Consider the following 17990-nt stretch of genomic DNA (forward strand, 5'->3'; position numbering starts at 1 on the left):
AGGGCACTACCTCATCGCCGAGGCTCCTACTCGGCAGGCCCTACTCCGGCCGGACGATCGATTCATACTCCGCCGTCAGCTCCTCGCGCCGGGTGATTCCGAGCTTCGCGTAGATGCGGTAGAGGTGACCCTCGACGGTCCGGGGAGAGACCGTCAGCGCGGCGGCGATCGCACGGTTCGATGCGCCGTCCAGGGCGAGGGAGGCGATCTCCCGCTCACGGGCGGTCAGCTTCGTCGGCTCCTCGGCGTCGCCCAGGAGCGCGAGTGAGCTGCCCTCGAGGCGCTGGCGCCGGCGCCGGGCCACCTGGAGCAGTTCGCGCTGGGTCCGGCGGTCCCCCGCGCCCGACAGCAGGCGCATGGCGCGGTAGGCGGCGTCGGCCGCCACCAGGTGCTTCTGGGAGAGTTCCGCCTTGTCCCCCGCCGCGGCCAGCCGCTCCGGCTCCCCGGAGACCACAGCGGCGGCGTATGCGTTGAGCACCGCCGCCTCACGGCCGTCCATCGTGCCGGTGAGCACCTCGAGCCGGACGGCCGACTTTTCGTCGCCCAGCGCCACGAGGATTTCGAGGATGTCCTTTTCGACGGCGGAGAGGCCGTTTCCGGCCGCCGCGGCGGCCAGCCCCTTCAGCCGGTCGAGGTGGTGCTCCCGGTTGGAGGAGGGCAGCAGGGCCGCGTGGGTGAAAGCCTGTCCCAGCAGCGCGAGAGGGCGGCTGCCCCGGTGGGCCTGTGTGGCGAATTCGGCCGTCAGCGCCTCGGCATGGCCCGTCCGGCCCAGCGCGCTGCAGGCGAGGGCGGCGACGGCGAGGGTGTACGGGAGCAGTAGTTCCTTGTCGGACCGGCGGAGCGCTTCGAGCGCAGGGCCCAGCTTTTCCATCCCCAGCCGGAACCTGCCCCGGCGCACCTCGAGCAGAGCATCAAGGGCGGCGAGCGCCCCGCCGGTGAAGGCGTAGTCGCGGGCCGGCCGGCGGGCATAGTCCTGGAGGGCCGCCTCGGCTTCGGCGAACTCCCCGGAGTGGATCAGCACCAGGAGGTGGCGGGTGAGGGTGAAGGCGTGGAAATCGTTGAACAGGCCGGGATCGGTGCGCACCAGGGCCAGTGCGGAGGCCGTCAGCGCCTTGGCCTCGGTTGCCCGGCCCGTCGCCCCGAGGGCCTCACCGAGCAGGGACTGGGCGAGGGCGAAGTTGAGTTCACCGGCGGCCTCATCCTGTCCGATCGCCCGGAGCCGCGTCTCGGCGTCGGCGTAGCGGCCCTCGAGGTTGTAGACAAAGCAGCGCAGCAGGTCGACCTCCGGGGGGTCCGCCGGAAAATCGTGCTTCGACTGAAGCACGGCGCTCCACCGGTCGGCCAGGGTATGGATGTCCTTCAGCGGCCTGCCCTGGAACAGCCGCAGGCGCACGGTGAGAACCGCCGCGGCGGCAAGCACCTCGACCTGCCCGGCGGCCTCCAGGGTTCCGCGCAGCAGGTCTTCGGCTTCGGGAAGGTGCATGCGGGCCAGTTCGACCCGCGCCCGCTCCACCCGAGCCGCGGTGGCGTGTTCCGGACCTGCCACCGCCGAGGCGAACCGGACCGAGGAGGACAGGTCGAAGTAGCGGTGGGCGAGACGGGCTCTCTCGATGAGCTCGGCGTCCGAAACCGTTTCCCCGCAGTCCAGGGCCCAGTTGAGGTGCCGGATCCTGCCAGGACCTACCGTGGGGATCGGGGTGGAACCGGCGGCCAGTTCGGCCCTGAGCACGGCGCTCCGTCCTGCCGGGACGAGTCCGCGCACGATCCTTCCGTAGAGCCGGTGGGTGGGAACCGCGAAGGCCGGATGGCCGGGCATGCTCATGATGAGCCCGGCCTCGAGGAGGTTTGGCACGGCTGTGGCATCGGTGATGCCGGAGAGTGCCGAGAAGGGCACAGGTTCTGCGAGGGCGAGCGCTTCGAAGGCCTTCCGTTCCTGCGGCGGCAGCCGCAGGCAGATGCCCCGCACGAGGTCGGCGAGGGAGGCGGGCACCCTCAGCTCCTCCCCTGACAGCTGCCATACCCCCGCGGTTTCGGTGAGCGCCCCATCGGCGAGGGACTGGTCGAGCAGGGTCCGCAGGAACAGCGGATTTCCGCCCGATTCCTCCCAGAGGCGCTCCCCGGTGCCGCGCACGAGTTCGCCGCCGAGCACTTTCGTGCACACCTCCGCCACCTCGGCCGCGTCGAGGGGCCCCACCTCGAAACGGGCGAGCAGTCCTTCCCTGCAGAGGGACACGAGTTCCTCGGAGACCGGTTCCTGCGGCCGCGAGAACGCGACAAGGCGCACGGTGCGGGAGGAGACGAGCTGGGAGAGCACGTGGCTGCTGTCGTCGTCGACCTCGTGGGCGTCGTCGACGACAAGCAGCACCGGGCGGCCCTTCGACTCCTCGCGGAAGAACGAGATCAGGATCCGCAGCACGGAGAGCGAGGACTCGATGTCGCGGGCTGTTGCCCGTCCCAGGAACGGGGCCAGCGCCGCGTAGGGTGCGTTGCTCAGGGCCGGACCCGGGTGGATCAGGAAGGAGGCCGCCGAGTGCAGGGTCCGCTCCACGAGGTGCCGGGCGAGCGCCGTCTTGCCCATCCCCGCTTCACCGAAGACGAACGCCCCGTGCAGGTCCGAGCGGGTCACTGCGTGCTCGAGGGCTTCGAGCAGGGGGTTCCGGCCGACGAGGTCCCCGTCCACCAGCGAAGCGGTGGTCCTCATGAGCGGGTTTCGGTGGGGATGAGCTCTCCAAGCTCGCTCCGGGTCGAGACGTTCAGTTTCGAGTACACCTGGTAGAGGTGGCCCTCGACCGTGCGCACCGAGACGAACATCTGTGCGGCGATCGCCTTGTTGCTCGCCCCCGCCGCCGCAAGCCGGGTCACCTCGCGTTCCCTGGCGGTGAGTCGTTCGAGGCCCGACCCGGCCGAGCTCCAGGCTGCGGCCTCGGGAAGGATCTCCCGGACCCGGCGCTGCAGCTGGCGGAGGGTGTTCTTCTCCCGCGTTCCGGCGGCGCTGCGGAGGGCGGCCTGGGCGGCGTCGGAGGCGAAGCGGCGGTCCCCCTGCGCGGAGGCGAGTTCGGCGGCCTGCACCAGCAGTTCGGCATCTCCGTTGCCCAGCCCCTTGGCGTAGAGCTCGCAGGTCCGGGCGAACGCCCCCTGGAGCGACGCGGACACCGCGGTCAGCGGATCGAGCGCCGTCCTGTCGCCGAGGCGCACGGCCCTGGACAGGGACAGGAGCGCCCACGCGCCGGTGCCGGCCCGGCGGTCAACCTCCCCGAGGGCGTGAAGGCCGCGGGCTGCCTCGGCCTTCACCTCAAGGAGCGAGGACACCAGGAGCTGAATGTGCCGGGACGCGCGCCGGACCTTCCACGGGCTTGCGGGGCCGGCCTCCGTCACCGGAAGGTGGGCGATTGCCTGTTCGAGGTTGCGCTCCTGGGCGTGGCAGTAGGTGATGCCGGCCGCGGCCAGGGGCAGGAGGCCCTGCGGGTCGCGGACGCGCAGCTGGTTGAGCGCGGGAGCGAGCAGTTCCAGGGCGGGACCGACCCTGCCCTGGAGTGCCTCGGCAACACCTTCGGCGACGGCGCCCCATGATCCGCGCCCGGCCTCCGGGCCTCCCCTCGGCAGTCCGGCGGCGGCCAGCATCCGTTCGCCCTCGGCGCCCGAGCCGGCGAGCCGGTACACCTCCCCGATCTGCTGGACGGCGAAGGTCCGGGTGGTCCTGCTGATGCCCGGTCCTCCGAGGCGGCGGGCGAGGTCGGCGGCCAGTTCCATTGCCTCGAGCTGCCGGGCGGTCATCGCCCAGGCTTCGCACAGCCAGCCCTCGACGCGCGCCCGGAACTCGGCGTCGAGTCCGTCGTCGGAGGCGAGGACCGCCGGAAGCTCCGCCGCGTTGCGCAGGAACCTGCCGTCCCAGGAGGCCTGCTCGGCGCGGGCCAGCAGCGCCTCCTTGCGCAGTTCCGCGGCCTCCGGCAGGGGCTGCTCCCCGGTGAGTTCGTCGTCGGCCCGGTCGAGGAGGGCCGCGCTGCCGGGCTGGCCGAGGTGACGGAGGATGCGCGCCTGCAGCAGGCGCAGCCGGAAGAGGTCGGCACCGGCGGGGCTCTCCGGGCGGCCCGTCAGGGCTGCCGCGGTCGAGGCGGCCTGTTCGAAATCCCCCTGCCCGAGGTCGGCGATGACCGACTCGAGCACCAGGGCGGCGGGTGCGGAGCGGCCTTTTCCGCTTGCCGCAATCTCCGCGGCCGCCGCGAAGTCGCCGGCGCGGTTGGCCGAGCGGGCGCCGGCCAGGGCGACCTCCGGAGGCAGCGGGATTCCGGCGTGGAGCAGCCACAGGGCATGCCGGGTCGGTTCGGCCTCGAGGACCGCCTCGAAGCCCGGCAGAGAGGCGAAATCGGCGTAGAGCGCCCCGGCCTCCTCCGCGGGAACACTTTCGGCGACGGCGTCGGCCAGGGCGGGTGCGGTGCAGCGTGCGGCCGGCGCCGGCCCGTGGTCGACGCTGATCACGCGCGCCTCCTGCACGGTGTCGAGGTCTTCCGGGCTGAACCGCTGGAGCGCCATCGGCCAGGGCAGGTGGCCGGCCAGGGCGGTCAGGCGTACGATCCTGCGCTGTTCGCGGCTCAGCTCGGGCAGGGCCGATCCGGCTTCCGCGAGTTCCTCGCCCAGGACCAGCCGGCCGGGCAGCAGCACCCAGGAGGCGTTGCTCCGGGCGAGGAGGTTGCGCCGGGCCATCCCCCGCAGCGCCGTGCGGAGGACCCTCGGGTTGCCGGCGCTGAACTCCCACAGCGCCTGCAGGCATTCCTGGGATGCCGGCGCCCCCAGTTCGGCCTCGACGAAGCGGGTCGATTCGTCGAAGGTCAGCGGCGGAACGTCGAAACGCTGGAGCGAACCGTCGCACCACATGGCCATGAAGGCGGCGTCGGCGAGGGCGAAATCCTTGACGGCCAGCAGGACGCGCGCGTCGCCGTTCTGGACGAGCTGGCTGATGACCCCGGAGGAGGCGGCGTCGAGCTGCTCGGCATTGTCGACCGCGATGATGACCGACTCGCCACGGGCATGACGCCGCAGCGCCGCGCTCAGCGCCTGGAGGACCATCACCGGATTGCCGAGCACCTCCCGTTCCACCTCGGAGAGCAGGAAGCTCAGGGCTCGGTAGGGGATGCGCCGGGAGGCGGCCGATCCCCGCACGTTGACGATATGGACCCCGGACCCCGACTGGAGGACCTGCTGCAGGAGCGCCGTCTTGCCGACCCCCGTCCCGCCGACGAGGACGGCTCCCGAGGATCCCTGCCGGCGGAGGGCCGTGTTGATCCCGGCGAGCAGTTCGGTGCGCCCGATGAAGAAGCTGCCGGGCAGCAGCGGGGTCATTTCGGGCCGCCCTGGCTGATCGGCGCGCGGACCGGCGTGTCATGACGCGAATAAATCACTCTGTGAGACCGCATTGAGACCAACTTCTTCCCCGGGCTGTGAGTTCTCCTGATACACAGCCTAGAAACGAGTGGGCCCGCGGACACGAGTGGTCACTACGGATTTCTCCGCGAAGCTACCTGTTTTGGTGCGGCAGATGCGTGCACGCCTACTCAGTTGGCCGTCGCTCACTACCTAGCATCGGGGCCTCCGGGCCCTTTACCCTACTGGGGTGGAGCCGGTCCGCCCCACCTAGGTTGAGGGAATCCTACCGTCCCGCAGCAGACTCAGGCGATCCCGTCGAAGAGGCTCGTAACGGATCCGTCGTCGAACACCTCCCGGATCGCACGGGCGATCAGCGGCGCAATGGAAAGCACCGTCAGCTGCGGGAAGCGTTTCTCGGCGGGAATCGGCAGGGTGTTGGTGACAACCACTTCCCGCGCGCCCGACTCGGCGAGCCGGCGCGATGCCGGTTCGGAGAAGACAGCGTGCGTGGCGGCGATGATAACATCCTTGGCGCCGGCATTCTTCAGCACCTGCACGGCTCCGGAGATCGTTCCTCCGGTGTCGATCATGTCGTCGATGAGCACGCAGGTGCGTCCCTCGATCTGGCCGACGACCTGCTTGGACACGGCCTGGTTGGGCACCGTGAGGTCCCGGCTCTTGTGGACGAACGCCAGCGGTGCTCCGCCGAGCCGTTCGGCCCACTGCTCGGCCACCCGCACCCGCCCGGTGTCCGGCGAGACCACCGTGACATTGTCTGCATCGACGCGGGAGCGGATGTATTCGGCAAGCAGCGGAATCGCCATCAGGTGGTCCACCGGACCGTCGAAGAACCCCTGGATCTGTGAGGTGTGAAGGTCGACCGACATCAGCCGGTTGGCTCCGGCCGTCTTGTAGAGGTCGGCAACCAGGCGCGCCGAGATGGGCTCGCGGCCCCGGCCCTTCTTGTCCTGGCGGGCATAGGGATAGAACGGGGATACAACGGTGATCCGCTTGGCGGAGGCCCGCTTCAGCGAATCGACCATGATCAGCTGCTCCATCAGCCAGTTGTTCAGCGGGGCCGGATGCGCCTGGATCACGAAGACGTCGGTGCCGCGCACGCTCTCCCCCGACCGGACATAGATCTCCCCGTTGGCGAAGTCGTAGGCGGAGACGGGCAGGAGTTCGGTGCCAAGCTCCGCGGCGATCTCCTCCGCGAGTTCGGGGTGGGCGCGCCCGGAGGCCAGGACCAGCTTCTTCTCGCCGTGTGCCGTGATTTCGCTCATGCCTGGCTGCTCTCTTCTGTTGGTGTCGCCACTGTGCCGGGGGTGGTGCTGGTGGAGGAAGGGCCGGTGGCCGCGGCGTCGGAAGCAGGGACACCGGCCGATGCCGAGGCGGCACGTGCGGAGGCGGTGCCCGGCCGCTTCGCGCCGACCCACCCTTCGGCGTTGCGCTGCGGGGCGATGCTCAGGGCCAGGGCACCGGCGGGGACGTCCTTGCGGATCACCGCCCCGGCTCCCGTGTAGGCGCCGTCACCGACGGTGACGGGCGCGACGAAGACGGTGTTCGAGCTCGTGCGCACATGGGAGCCGATGACGGTGCGGTGCTTGTTCACGCCGTCGTAATTGGCCGTGATGTTTCCGCAGCCGATGTTCGTGTAGTCGCCGATCTCGGCGTCGCCGGCGTAGCCCAGGTGGGACAGCTTCGAGCCGCGCCCGATGGTGACATTCTTGGTCTCGTAGAAGGCCCCGATCTTGCCTTCCTCACCGAGCACCGTGCCGGGGCGCAGGTAGGTGAAGGGGCCGACGGAGGCGCCGGCACCGATCCGGGCGCCGCTTCCATGGGTGCGCACCACCGAGGCGTCCTCACCGACGAGAACGTCGGTGAGGGTGGTGTCGGGACCCACCACCGCACCGCGTTCGAGCCGGGTTGACCCGTGGAGCTGGGTGCCCGGCAGGATGGTGGTGTCCTCGCTGAGCACGGCCGTGGCGTCGATCCAGGTCGTTGCCGGGTCGATGATGCTCACTCCGGCCCGCATCCACGCGGTGACGATCCGCCGGTTCAGCTCGGCGCCCAGGCTCGCCAGCTGCACGCGGTCATTGACCCCCTCGACCTGCCAGCGGTCCTCCGAGACGACCGCGGCGACCCGGCCCCCCGCGGCACGGCAGAGGCCGAGGACATCGGTCAGGTACATCTCGCCCTGGGCGTTGTCGGCACCGACCTGCCCCAGGGCGGTGCGGAGGAGCCCGGCGTCGAAGGCGTAGATTCCGGAGTTGATCTCGCGGATCGCGCGCTCGACGTCGGTGGCGTCCTTGTGCTCGACAATGGCCGTGACCGTGCCGTCGGCTCCGCGCAGGATCCTGCCGTAGCCGTCAGCGTTGTCGAGGACCGCCGTCAGGACGGTCACCGCGTTCGCTCCTGTCCGGTGCTCGGCCAGGAGGTTTTTCAGCGTTGCGGGGGTGAGCAGCGGCACGTCACCGTAGGTGACGACGACTGTGCCCTCGAGGGGGGCTCCCTGGCGGGCGTCGAGCGCCTCGAGGGCGACCTGGACGGCCCTGCCGGTGCCCGGGATCTCGTCCTGGTCCACGAGCAGCGCGTCGGGGTCCAGGGCGGCGATGTGGCCGGCGACGAGGTCGCGTTCGTGGCGGACCACCACGGCCAGCGCCTCCGGTCCGAGTGCACGGGCCGCGGCGAGGGCATGGCCCACGAGGGAGAGACCGCCCAGCGGGTGCAGGACCTTCGGGGTCCTCGACTTCATCCGGGTGCCTGCTCCGGCAGCGAGGACGATCACTGCGGCCGGTGGGGAGGATTCCAATGGTGCCGTCGCAGCAGCGGCGTCCTGATGGCTCACGAAGAAGCGCTCCTACCTGTTGGGGGTGTGACCGGCGGGTGGCCACCCGGTCATAGTACCGGGCCGTTTCCACCGTTCCGCCCATAGGATTCGAACCTATACTCCGCAGCTCCAAAGGCTGGGGTGCTGCCATTACACCAGGGCGGACCATGCGCGCCCTGCCGTACGGCAGCACGTGCACACGGTTATCAAGTCTGCCACGAACGGAATCCATCGGCGACCCGGCCCGGTCCGTAGGATGGAGGGGTGAGCCAGCCTTCAGCACCCGGCGACGGGGCCGTCCGACCCCGCATGACGGGCGCCCAGCGGCGCGCCCAGCTCATCGACGTCGGCCGGGCGCTGTTCGCACTTCGGGGCCTCGACGGGACCACGATCGAGGAGATCGCCGCGGCGGCAGGGGTGTCCAAACCGGTGATTTATGAGCACTTCGGCAGCAAGGAAGGCCTTTACACCCAGGTGGTCGACGTCGAGTTCCACATCCTGCTGCGCAGCGTTACCACCGCACTCGCCGGCGATGCCGGGTCGCGGGAGCTGCTTGAGCGCGCCGCACTTGCGCTCCTCGACTACATCGAGAACAGCACCGACGGTTTCCGCATTCTCATGCGCGACGCCGCCCCGTCCCAGCCCGAGGGCGCCTTTTCGACCCTGCTGTCCCGGATCGCCGCACGGGTCGAGCACATCATGGCGGCCGAGTTTGAGAAGCGCGGATATCTGCCCCAGGACGGTGCCATCTATGCTCAGATGCTTGTCGGGATGGTGGCGATGACCGGCCAGTGGTGGCTCGACGCGCGCCAGCCGGACAAGCGGACCGTGGCGGCGCACCTTGTAAACCTCGCGTGGAACGGGCTCAGCGGGCTGTCGATCGATCCGCAGCTGCGCAGCGCCTGAGGTTCCCGCCCGGGTACCTCCGCGGGACGTGGAATCTGATGGGCACTCCTGATCGAACCGGGCACCCGACCTGGCCGGGGCGCATGATCGAACCGGGGCGCATGATCGAACCGGGACTCCTGATCGAACCGGGACTCCTGATCGAACCGGGACTCCTGATCGAACCGGGACACCTGATCGAACCGGCGGCCCCGGAACCGACCGGCACAGGCCGGTGGCGGCCCTGCCCGCCGGCACGCGGGGCCGGGTGTCAGAAGAGGATGATCAGCAGGACGAGGACCACGATGACGGCAAGGCCCGTACCGAGGCCCACCCGGCGGCCGGTTGCCGGCCGCGTGTCCTGCTTCCTGCGCCGGCCATGGACTGCGTTTCCACTGTTGCTGCTCATGGCTCCTACGGTAGGACCGGCTTCTCCCACCAACCACAGTAGTAACTACTCGTTCCACTCCGGGAGGTACTCGGAGAAGGCATCTCCTGCGGCCGCCGGGGACCGGTGCTAAGTTACCCCCATGTCCAACGAACCTGCCGAGGAAGGTCCCGGGCGCAGGCCGGGGACCCCGGACGATCGGCGGCGGGAGCCGGCGCTCCACCCCGCTCCGCCGCGGCCGGGACTCGCCCGGAGCACTCCCGCGCCGATAGTTGCCACGGTGCCGGCGCCGGGCCCGGTAGGGGCCGCCCGGTCCCTCTGGCTCGCGAGCTTCGCCGCCGGGATCGTGGCGGCCCTTCTTGCGTTCCTCAACCGCCGGTCCCAGCTGGACCGGCTGCGCGAGGCGGCGGCCGGAATCGGGACCGAACGTGATCCGATGACCCTTGACACTGTTGCCTCGGTGGCGTGGTGGGGCGGGCTGGGCGTGTTCCTCGTGCTCATCGGCATCGAGGCGCTCCTGCTCGCCGTCCTGCTGCACCGGCGCGGCTGGCCGCGGTGGGTACTGCTGGCGCTCCTGCCCGTGCACCTCGCGGTGCTGGCCGCAGGCGGCTCGATACTTGCCCCTCCGGGCACGGAGACCTACTTCATCCTGCTCCTGGTGGCGCAGGCTCTGCTCGGCGCTGCGGCGCTGGCCGCAAGCCTGCTCCCCCGCGCCAACGCGTGGTTCCGTCACGGCTGAAACCGGTCAGTTACGGCCCGCGGGCCCTGCTCCGCGGGCCGGGACGCAGGGGCTCAGAGAGGGGCTGCCGGCTCCTGGGTAGTGTCGGCAAGCAACGCCTCGCAGCTGCGGATCACCGTCTGGCAGAGATCCATGGCACTCCTGTCGGTCAGCGGGTTTTCGGCCACCGCGCGCCAGCGGCGCAGCTGGAGCACCGCCTCGGACCGCACCTGATCCGCCGGCGTATCCCGCCGCAGTCCCAGCCTGCGCGCAGGTGTCACCCCGCTGCCGCCGATGAGCCGCTCCGCGTCGGCCGCCAGGTCCGGCGCGAGGGGCACCCCGGCGGTGTGGAGCACCCCGAGGAGGCGCAGCTCCCGGTACTCATGGGCACCGGCAAGGATCCGCTCAATCGACGCGGCCAGCGCGGCGGTGCCGGGCCGGGGCCGGGCACGCACGAGCGCGTCGACGCCGATCAGGACGTTTCGAGCCTTGAGCTGGGCCGCCCGGGCCTGGAACTGGCCCGAGAGCGCACGGAGGACGTCGTCGAGGCCGCTCCGCCGGGCGAGTTCGCGGGCCAGGACCGTCGGCTCGCCGATGCCCCCGCCGAGCAGCACACACGCGAGCCGGACCCCGAACAGGCCGAACCGTTCAAGCAGCGCGGCACGCTCCCCCACGGGAACGCCTCCCGGTGCGTCCGCCCGGACGAACCGGTCGGCCGAGAGGAGGAGTCGCTCGCGGTCCCCGCGCTCGAGCCGTGCAAGCGCCGCGAGGGCGGCGAACTCGCTCTGGCGCAGGGTCCGCGCGCTCTGGGCGAGGAGGCCGGCAACGGGGACGACACCCAGGGCCAGGCGCCGCAGGCCGGCGTCGTTCCGGTAGCGGGCGGCCACCTCGCGGGCAGCCAGCAGCGCATCGATCCGGCCCGCTCCGACCTCATCGGCGCGCGAGAGGACCGCCAGCGCGTTGACCGTGCCTGACTGTCCCGCCGCGGTGTCCTGAAAGGACTCAAGGAAGCCGAGGTCACTCGCATGGAGGTGGCGCATCAGGTAGATCAGGGCGTCGGCCTCCGACGGCGCGTCGCCCGGGGTGAGGAACCGCACCGAGCGCGCGGAAACCTCCCGCGACAGCGACGCGATCCCGGGGGTGTCGATGAGCGTGAGCTCCCGCAGGGCCCGGGCCGGCCATTCCACCACGAGCCGGTCCACCTCGTCGGCTGGGGTCCCGCCGAGGTCGAGCTGCAGCCGGCCCTCCACCCGGCGCACGGGCAGTGACCGCGGGGGACCGTTCAGCGGGTGCAGGGTCACCCGGGGGGTGTCCCCGTGGCGGTACCAGGTGATGACCCGGGTGCATTCCCCAGTGTCGGTGGGGGCGATCTCTTCGCCGATCACCGCATTGAGGAGGGTTGATTTGCCCGCCTTGACCATCCCGGCGACGGCGACGCGGAGCGGTTCGCGCAGCCGCCGGTCATAGCCGGAGAGCACGGCCAGCGCCGCAGGGTCAGCCCCGTACACCTCCTGGGCGTCCCGGACGAGCGCAGCCACCGCGGCGCCCACGCCGTCGGTCACGGCCGGGCCGCCGCGGGGTCACCTTCCAGTGCGCGGGCCTGGGCGTGCAGGGCGTCGACGCGCTTCAGTTCGGCCCGGATCTGCTGTATCCGCTGCTCCCGTTCGAGGGCGTAGGTGGCTGCGGCCTTCTGCGCCGCCGCCACCGAATCGCCCAGCGAACGGTGATGCTCTTCGGCGATCTCGGAGAAGTGGTCGCGGGTGGCGCGCTGGATCAGGCGCAGCCGGTCCTTGAGTTCCTTCCCCACCTGGAAGACGACGTCGTCGATCTGCCGCCGCACGAGCGCCTTCGCCTCGCCCTGCCGGCGCTTGAGCCGCGCCTCCTTGTCCTCCCGGTAGGCCTTGCGTCCCAGCAGGAGCCCGGCTCCCACCGAGAAGGGGTTGATCAGGGACATGCCCACGATGCCGGTGAGCAGCCCGAACATCAGGACGCCGCCGTAGGATCCGCGCATGCCGATCAGGACCTTCTGCAGGGGGCCCACCCTGCCCGGGTCGAGAGTCGGCACCTTCTCGACGGGACTCAGGACGTCTTGGGTGTCGGAGACCGAAAGCACCGGCAGCCGCACCTCGTCCTGCTGGAAATGCTCGGCGACCTGCTCGGCCAGCCACGCGGAGCGTTCACTGGTCCAGACGAAGGTATCGGACACCGCCGAGGCGACCCGCTGCTCGAGCCACTGGGCGAACTGGTCCCAGGTCGGCCCCGGGTCCCCTTCGTCGATCGCCTGCTCCGCTTCGCGCTGGATCCTGCGCAGCCGGTCGCGCAGGTCGTACTCCATGTCGGCGATGAGGTCGCTGATGCCGTCGTTGAGGGTGACCTGCCACCGGGCCGACCGCCGGCGCTGCTCATCGGCGCGCTCCTTGGCGGCCTCAAGCCCGGCGATCATCAGCGGGCTCCGTTCGGGGTCCTCGAGCGCGCCGAGTTCCGACGTCAGCGACAGACGCAGGTGCTCGGTGATTGAGAGCAGATCCTGGGCGACGGAGCGGCGTTGGAGCCTTTCGGCGGAGCCGAGGATGTCCTGGCGCAGGTAGGCCACCAGCGCAGGGAAACCCGACTCCGCATTCAGTTCGTTGTCCTTGAGCCGGGCCGCGTGCAGGCGAAGGTCGGAGGACACCGGGATCAGCGGGATCCCGGGGCGCACCCGGTCGAGGTGGGCCCGGTCGAGTTCGGCGACCCGCCGCCACTGCGGGTAGAGGTCGGTCTTGGTCAGGACGCAGCCGATATTTGGGGAAACCCGCAGGGCCTGGCGCAGGAAGCGGATTTCCGGTTCGGTGTATTCCTGGGAGGCGTCGGAGACCAGCAGCATCGCATCGGCCGTCGGCAGCGCGGTGAGCGTCGTCAGCGAGTGGGCCGAATCGAGGCCGCCGACCCCGGGCGAATCGACGAGGGAAAGCCCACCGGTCAGGACCTTGCGCGGAAGGGCAACCTCGGCAGCCGCCAGCCGGCGCTCGTTGCCGGGGTTGCCCTTCTCCGAGACGTAGGAGGCGATGTCGGCAAGGTCGACCGGCTGCCGCTCCAGCGCCGGCCCGCCGTCAGCCGCCGGGTCGGCGTCCCGGGGCACCACGAGGACGGCCGAGGGCTGCTCGCCGTAGCGCACCACGGTCGGCACCGAGGTGGCGATGTCATCATCCACCGGACACACGGGCGCATTCACCAAAGCGTTGATGAGCTGGCTCTTGCCCTGTTTGAACTCTCCGACGACGATCACTCGAATGTTTGCGTCGAGGAGGCGGCCGCGGGTCGATTCGAGACGGCGGCGCAGATCCGCCCTGTCTCCGGCCTGCACCAGTTCGATGCCGCGCTCCACAAGTTGAACCAGCTCGGCCACAGGTGCACCTCCCGGGAAAGACGATGACTCGAGACTACAGAGCGGCCCGGCGGGAAGCACGCTTCCTGCCGGGCCGGGCCGTTCTTCTTGAGACAAACTTGCGGGAGGCTGCTATGAATCGGCCTCCAGGTCCACCTCGCCGCCCTCGTCGGCGGTGACCACGGTGTCGGTCAGGACGACCGACTCGTCGATCGAGGTGAACTCGGTGGTGATGTCGTCCACGACAACCTCGGTGGAGGTGTCGTTGAAGGACTCGTCGAACTCCGCGTCGACGGCGACGGAGTTGTCGGTGTTGAAGGATTCGTCAACGGTGACAGACTTGTCGGTGTTGAACGATTCGTCGATGACGACCTCGGTCTCGGTGGTCGTCGTGGTCTCGTTGTAGGAATCCGTGACGTCGACCTCGTTGAACGAGTCCTCGATCTCGACGTCCAGGTCCGTGTTGACCGTGGTGTCGGTGACGGACTTGTCGACCTCATTGAAGGAGTCGTCGATCTCGACGGTCGTCGACTCGTCGTTGTACGAATCCTCATTCTTCGTCGTCGACTGGTCCGAGTTGTCGTTGAAGGAGTCCTCGAACTCGACGTCAACGTCAGTGTTGTACGAATCGTTGATGTCGTTGTCTTCGTCGTTGTCCTCGTTGTAGGAGTCGTTGATCGACTCGTCCTCGTTGTACGAGTCGTTGACCGAGTTGTCCTTGTTGTAGGAATCCTCGGTGACGTCGTTGTCCTCGTTGAAGGAGTCATCGATCTCGACGTCGACGTCAGTGTTGCCGATGCCGATGTGCGCGTCATCCCCGGCATGGACCGTGGTGGAGTTGTCAGTGGATTCGTCGACGGAGTTGTCGACCTCGACGTCGCCTTCGGCCGCGATCGCGTCGTCGCCCGAGGCGACGATGGCGTCATTGTCGAAGAACTGGGTGACATCGCCGTCGGCCCAGATGTTCTGGTTCACCGACTGGTCGGTGATGGTGTCCCGGTCATCGATGGTCGACGTGTAGGAGTAGTTGTTCATCACGTGGGTCAGGGTCTGGACCGCGTGGCCGTGATCGTTGTAGTCATCGTGGCCATTGTCGTCATCATCATCGTCGTCATCACGGCCGCGGCCGCCGCCGTGGCCGTGGTCGTGGTCGTCGTCATCGTCATGGCTGTGGCCCGGGCCGGTGATCGGGCCGACGTTGACCGAGCCGGCGTTGCCGCTCATCGGCGCCTCGATGGTGGAATCGTTGCCGCCGGTGTTGTACTCGCGGTCGAAGGAGGAGGTCACGGCGACGGGAGCGTAGTCGAGGATGACCGGCAGGACCGCATCGACGTCTTCCATGCAGACACCTCCGAGCCCGGCATCGGCGAGGGCCCCCTCGGGGTCCGCCTTGAAGGCTGCCGCAGCCTCGGGGTCCTTGAACAGATTCATCAGGAATTCGAGAAGAGTCGTTGCGAGAGTTGGCATTTTGGGTTCCCCTGCTTTGGTGGTGATGATCGGTTGTTCTGAGAGCGCCGATGCTTTGGATCGCCTGAATTCAATCTAGGACCGGCGCCGTCCGCTGCCATCGGGGATTCCTCCCCTGCCGGGGGCTCCCCCGTTAGGGGTTTGAGCATCGCCGGACGGTAGGGGTACGGGGTATTCGGGCACGCCGCGTACCGGAGGAGGGGGATCGTGCGAGCACCGGGACGGGCGCCGGCCGGAAGACTGCAGCTTGGCGCGACCTGCTCGCCCGGAAACGACCTGCTCGCCCGAAAACGACCTGCGCACCCGTTATATCCGGCGCCGGAGTCGCAATCGGGTGCGATTTTGCCCCTACGCCCGCCGGAGCCCCTATGCCCCGCCCGGTCCCTTCTCGGACCGGGCCAGGGCGACGCGCAGCTGGTCGAGCAGATCGGCACGGGTGGTGACACCGAGGCGGCGCCGGATGCGTGCGATGTGGTGCTCGGCGGTGCGCGGAGAAATGAAGATCGCCTGACCGATCTCCCGGTAGGTCCTGCCCTCGAGCACGAGCCGGGCGACCTCGCGCTCGCGGGCACTCAGCCCGGACCCGTCGGATCCCGCGGCCGCACCGGGCCGCGGCGCCGGCGGACCGGTGGTACCGGCTGCGGGCCGGGATGACGGCATGGCCGCGGTGTCGGTGACCGGGTGCAGGTCCCGGGCACAGGCCATCAGGCGGGCCATGTCTTTCCGGTCGTCGGCCCGGGACGCGGCCTGGCCCGCCAGCCGCGAACCGTCCCAGGTGTAGCCGGCCGCCGCCAGCCCGCGCGCCGCGTTCTCAACGGCGGAGACCTCGAAGCGGCCGGCCAGCACCGAAATCCATACCCGGCCCCCGGTGGCGAGCACCGAGGCCAGGGGATAACGTCCGGCGCTGCGCACCAGGGCCGCCGCATGCGGGGCAAGGTCCTGGGGCCGGTCCGAGAGGAGCGCGGCCTGGACCGCCGCCCAGTGCAGCGGGACCGACCACAGCGGCGGGTTGCCCAGCCGCTCCAGCAGCGCCCAGGCGTCGGCGAGCTGGAATTCGAGGCGGCCCGCGTCGCGCAGGCGGGCGCCGGCGACAAGGAGTTCGCCAAGGGGCAGGAGGAGGTAAAGGTCGATCGAAACGCGCAGGATGCCCTCGCGGGCCCGCTGCCAGGCGCCCACGAGGGCCGGGACATCGCCGGTCCGCCGCGCCAGCGCCACCTCGAGCGCGGTGAGGAAGAACTCGTCGCGAGGTACGAGCGGGCCGGGGCCGGCGACCGCCTCGGCGGCGAAGGACCGGGCCTCGCCGGGCAGGTCCCGCTGCAGTGCGGTCCAGGCCCGCAGCAGCAGCAGCCGTGGGCGGGCCGCCGGTCCGCCCTGCCCGCCGGCGAGCGCCGCGTCGAGGACCGATTCGGCGAGCTCGAGCTCGCCGCTGCTGAGTGCAGCGAGGGCGGCGAGGGCGGCCGGCAGGTCTGGCAGGGGAAGCGTCTGGCCCGAGGCGGTCATCATGTCGGAGGCGCGGATCAGTCCGGGCAGGGCCTGCCCCGGAGCGGGCCCCAGCGAGGTGTGCACGCCCCGCCCCATCAGGGCGACCGAGACGGCGCGCACCGTTGGGGAGCCGTCCTGCGCGGTTTCCCCGAGCATCTTCTCCGCTCCGTCCCGGTCCCCGCTGCCGATCATTGCGACGGCGGCCAGGGCGGCGGAACTCCCGGCACGCCCCTCCCCCAGCCATCGGTACACGTCGGCGCCGCGGGCGAGCATGCCGCGCTGGGCCCACACGGACGCGGCCACGTCGGCGGCGCGGGCGATGTCCGGCGCCTCCTCCTGGGCGAGCAGATGGTCAAGGATCCGGCACGCGCCGTCGAGGTCCCCCATCGCTGCGGCGGCCTGAGCCCGGCGCGCCGCCGTGGAGAGCCCGTCGTCGCCGGCGGCGCCCGCCTCCTCGTACAGCGCCGCCGCGGCCTCCGGTGCGTCGGGCAGCTCCGCATCGGCCGCGGCCACGAGCGCAGCCGCCACCCGGGGGTGCTGCAGCCCGTCGCGGGCCAAGCCGCGGGCAACCTCCCCGAACCGCAGGTCCGCGTCCGTCAAGAGGTCCACGAGGGAGTGCTGCAGCTCCCGGACGCGGTAGGCGGGAGTGGCTGCGAGCAGGGCGCGGCCGATCAGGGGGGCGAGACGTCCATCGGGAAGCAGCATCCCAGCGGCCCGGCCCCGGGCGAGCAGGGTATCGACGGACGTACCGGCCGCGGCCAGCCCGGGCGGGACCTGCCGCGGCGGGACGAAGCCGACGGCCATCGCCAGCAGCAGCTCGCGCAGCGCGGCGTCGACGCCGTCGAGGTCGTAGCCGAGCTGGTCCATGACGCCGCGGGGAACCTCCGGGGCGGAACCCGTTCCGCCGGGCTCCTGCTGCAGGCCAGCGGTGACCCGCTGCACGAGCCACGGCATCCCGCCCGTGAGGTCCGCCACCAGTCCAAGGGTCGCCGCCGGCACCGGGTTGCCCAGGGCGGCACCGAGATAGCGGGCGAGATCGTCCCCGCCCAGCGGACCCAGCACCACCGGCGGATGGCGCTGTTCAAGGACGGCGGCCAGGCGCTCGAGAGCCGGGCTCCGGGGCCAGCCCCGGTAGGAGACGATCACATCGTCGGAGCGGTCCTCAAGAATCGAGATGATCCGGGCCAGCGCGTCGTCGTCGAGGAGGTGGGCGTCATCGACGAGGACCGCCCGGCGGGCGCCGTCCGGTTCGGTTTCACCGAAACCGGTGTCGAGGGCGGCGGGACCGCGCACCACGTCGATTCCGGCGTCCCGGTAGCGCTCCTCGGCAAGGTCGAGAAGGGCGCTCTTGCCTGATCCGCCGGCGCCGGAGATCCCCGCAACGAGGCGTCGCTGCGGATCGGCTGCGGACCGGCCCGCGGCCTCGAGGAAGGACGCGGCAACCGTTCTCCTCAGCGGACACGGCAGTGAGACCCCCAGACTTCCTCCCTGCACC

The 17990-nt window shown here is 70.5% G+C and carries 11 protein-coding genes and 1 tRNA gene; 2 read left to right on the plus strand and 10 right to left on the minus strand.

Annotation, left to right across the window (positions count from 1 at the left end):
• Positions 1 to 40: 40 nt before the first annotated feature.
• The 5 genes from GVV86_RS07870 to GVV86_RS07890 all read right to left on the minus strand — a co-directional run bounded on the left by GVV86_RS07870 (position 41) and on the right by GVV86_RS07890 (position 8356).
• On the minus strand, positions 41 to 2701 hold the full coding sequence (locus GVV86_RS07870; RefSeq protein ID WP_159615755.1) for a helix-turn-helix transcriptional regulator: 2661 nt from the start codon (positions 2699 to 2701) through the stop codon (positions 41 to 43).
• Positions 2698 to 5337 carry a LuxR family transcriptional regulator gene (locus GVV86_RS07875; RefSeq protein ID WP_159802407.1) on the minus strand — a complete coding sequence of 880 codons (2640 nt, stop codon included), beginning with the start codon at positions 5335 to 5337 and terminating at the stop codon, positions 2698 to 2700. Before GVV86_RS07875 ends, GVV86_RS07870 begins: the two co-directional genes overlap by 4 nt.
• Positions 5338 to 5663: 326 nt before the next feature.
• Complete coding sequence (locus GVV86_RS07880; protein WP_120166887.1) at positions 5664 to 6644, minus strand: ribose-phosphate diphosphokinase; 981 nt, start codon at positions 6642 to 6644, stop codon at positions 5664 to 5666.
• Complete coding sequence (glmU, locus tag GVV86_RS07885; protein ID WP_159615752.1) at positions 6641 to 8209, minus strand: bifunctional UDP-N-acetylglucosamine diphosphorylase/glucosamine-1-phosphate N-acetyltransferase GlmU; 1569 nt, start codon at positions 8207 to 8209, stop codon at positions 6641 to 6643. The genes GVV86_RS07880 and glmU overlap by 4 nt, the downstream gene beginning before the upstream one ends.
• Before the next feature lie 75 nt (positions 8210 to 8284).
• Positions 8285 to 8356: transfer RNA gene (locus GVV86_RS07890), tRNA-Gln, on the minus strand.
• Between the two features lie 144 nt (positions 8357 to 8500).
• Between GVV86_RS07890 and GVV86_RS07895 the strand changes: the two genes are divergently transcribed.
• Complete coding sequence (locus GVV86_RS07895) at positions 8501 to 9097, plus strand: TetR/AcrR family transcriptional regulator (protein WP_120167315.1); 597 nt, start codon at positions 8501 to 8503, stop codon at positions 9095 to 9097.
• Between the two features lie 250 nt (positions 9098 to 9347).
• Here the strand turns inward: GVV86_RS07895 and GVV86_RS07900 are convergent, their stop codons facing one another.
• Positions 9348 to 9485, minus strand: a complete 138-nt coding sequence (locus tag GVV86_RS07900; protein ID WP_159802409.1) for a hypothetical protein — start codon at positions 9483 to 9485, stop codon at positions 9348 to 9350.
• Positions 9486 to 9606: 121 nt separating this feature from the next.
• Here GVV86_RS07900 and GVV86_RS07905 point away from each other — a divergent pair, with 121 nt between their 5' ends.
• Positions 9607 to 10203: a hypothetical protein gene (locus GVV86_RS07905; protein ID WP_159615748.1), complete on the plus strand. Its 597-nt coding sequence runs from the start codon at positions 9607 to 9609 to the stop codon at positions 10201 to 10203.
• Between the two features lie 53 nt (positions 10204 to 10256).
• Here GVV86_RS07905 and GVV86_RS07910 read toward each other — a convergent pair whose 3' ends face one another.
• From GVV86_RS07910 to GVV86_RS07925, 4 genes are all read right to left on the minus strand, one after another.
• Entirely contained in the window at positions 10257 to 11744 is a 1488-nt protein-coding gene (locus GVV86_RS07910) for a dynamin family protein (protein WP_159802411.1), read from the minus strand.
• Positions 11741 to 13567, minus strand: a complete 1827-nt coding sequence (locus tag GVV86_RS07915) for a dynamin family protein (RefSeq protein WP_159802413.1) — start codon at positions 13565 to 13567, stop codon at positions 11741 to 11743. Before GVV86_RS07915 ends, GVV86_RS07910 begins: the two co-directional genes overlap by 4 nt.
• Positions 13568 to 13678: 111 nt before the next feature.
• On the minus strand, positions 13679 to 15013 hold the full coding sequence (locus tag GVV86_RS07920; protein WP_159802415.1) for an IniB N-terminal domain-containing protein: 1335 nt from the start codon (positions 15011 to 15013) through the stop codon (positions 13679 to 13681).
• A 366-nt stretch (positions 15014 to 15379) separates the two neighbouring features.
• A complete protein-coding gene (locus GVV86_RS07925) occupies positions 15380 to 17989 on the minus strand; it encodes a LuxR C-terminal-related transcriptional regulator (RefSeq protein WP_246669909.1) in 2610 nt (869 codons plus the stop codon).
• Between the last annotated feature and the right edge of the window lies 1 nt (position 17990).

Source organism: Arthrobacter zhaoguopingii, from assembly GCF_009828595.1.
In the GTDB taxonomy this organism is placed as follows: domain Bacteria; phylum Actinomycetota; class Actinomycetes; order Actinomycetales; family Micrococcaceae; genus Arthrobacter_D; species Arthrobacter_D zhaoguopingii.

Excerpts from the sequence above, each read along its gene's own strand:
- GVV86_RS07895 (WP_120167315.1), top strand. The coding sequence starts at position 8,501 with ATGACGGGCGCCCAGCGGCGCGCCCAGCTCATCGACGTCGGCCGGGCG.
- GVV86_RS07880 (WP_120166887.1), bottom strand. The coding sequence starts at position 6,644 with ATGAGCGAAATCACGGCACACGGCGAGAAGAAGCTGGTCCTGGCCTCC.
- GVV86_RS07900 (WP_159802409.1), bottom strand. The coding sequence starts at position 9,485 with ATGAGCAGCAACAGTGGAAACGCAGTCCATGGCCGGCGCAGGAAGCAG.
- GVV86_RS07905 (WP_159615748.1), top strand. The coding sequence starts at position 9,607 with ATGTCCAACGAACCTGCCGAGGAAGGTCCCGGGCGCAGGCCGGGGACC.
- GVV86_RS07870 (WP_159615755.1), bottom strand. The coding sequence starts at position 2,701 with ATGAGGACCACCGCTTCGCTGGTGGACGGGGACCTCGTCGGCCGGAAC.
- GVV86_RS07875 (WP_159802407.1), bottom strand. The coding sequence starts at position 5,337 with ATGACCCCGCTGCTGCCCGGCAGCTTCTTCATCGGGCGCACCGAACTG.
- GVV86_RS07920 (WP_159802415.1), bottom strand. The coding sequence starts at position 15,013 with ATGCCAACTCTCGCAACGACTCTTCTCGAATTCCTGATGAATCTGTTC.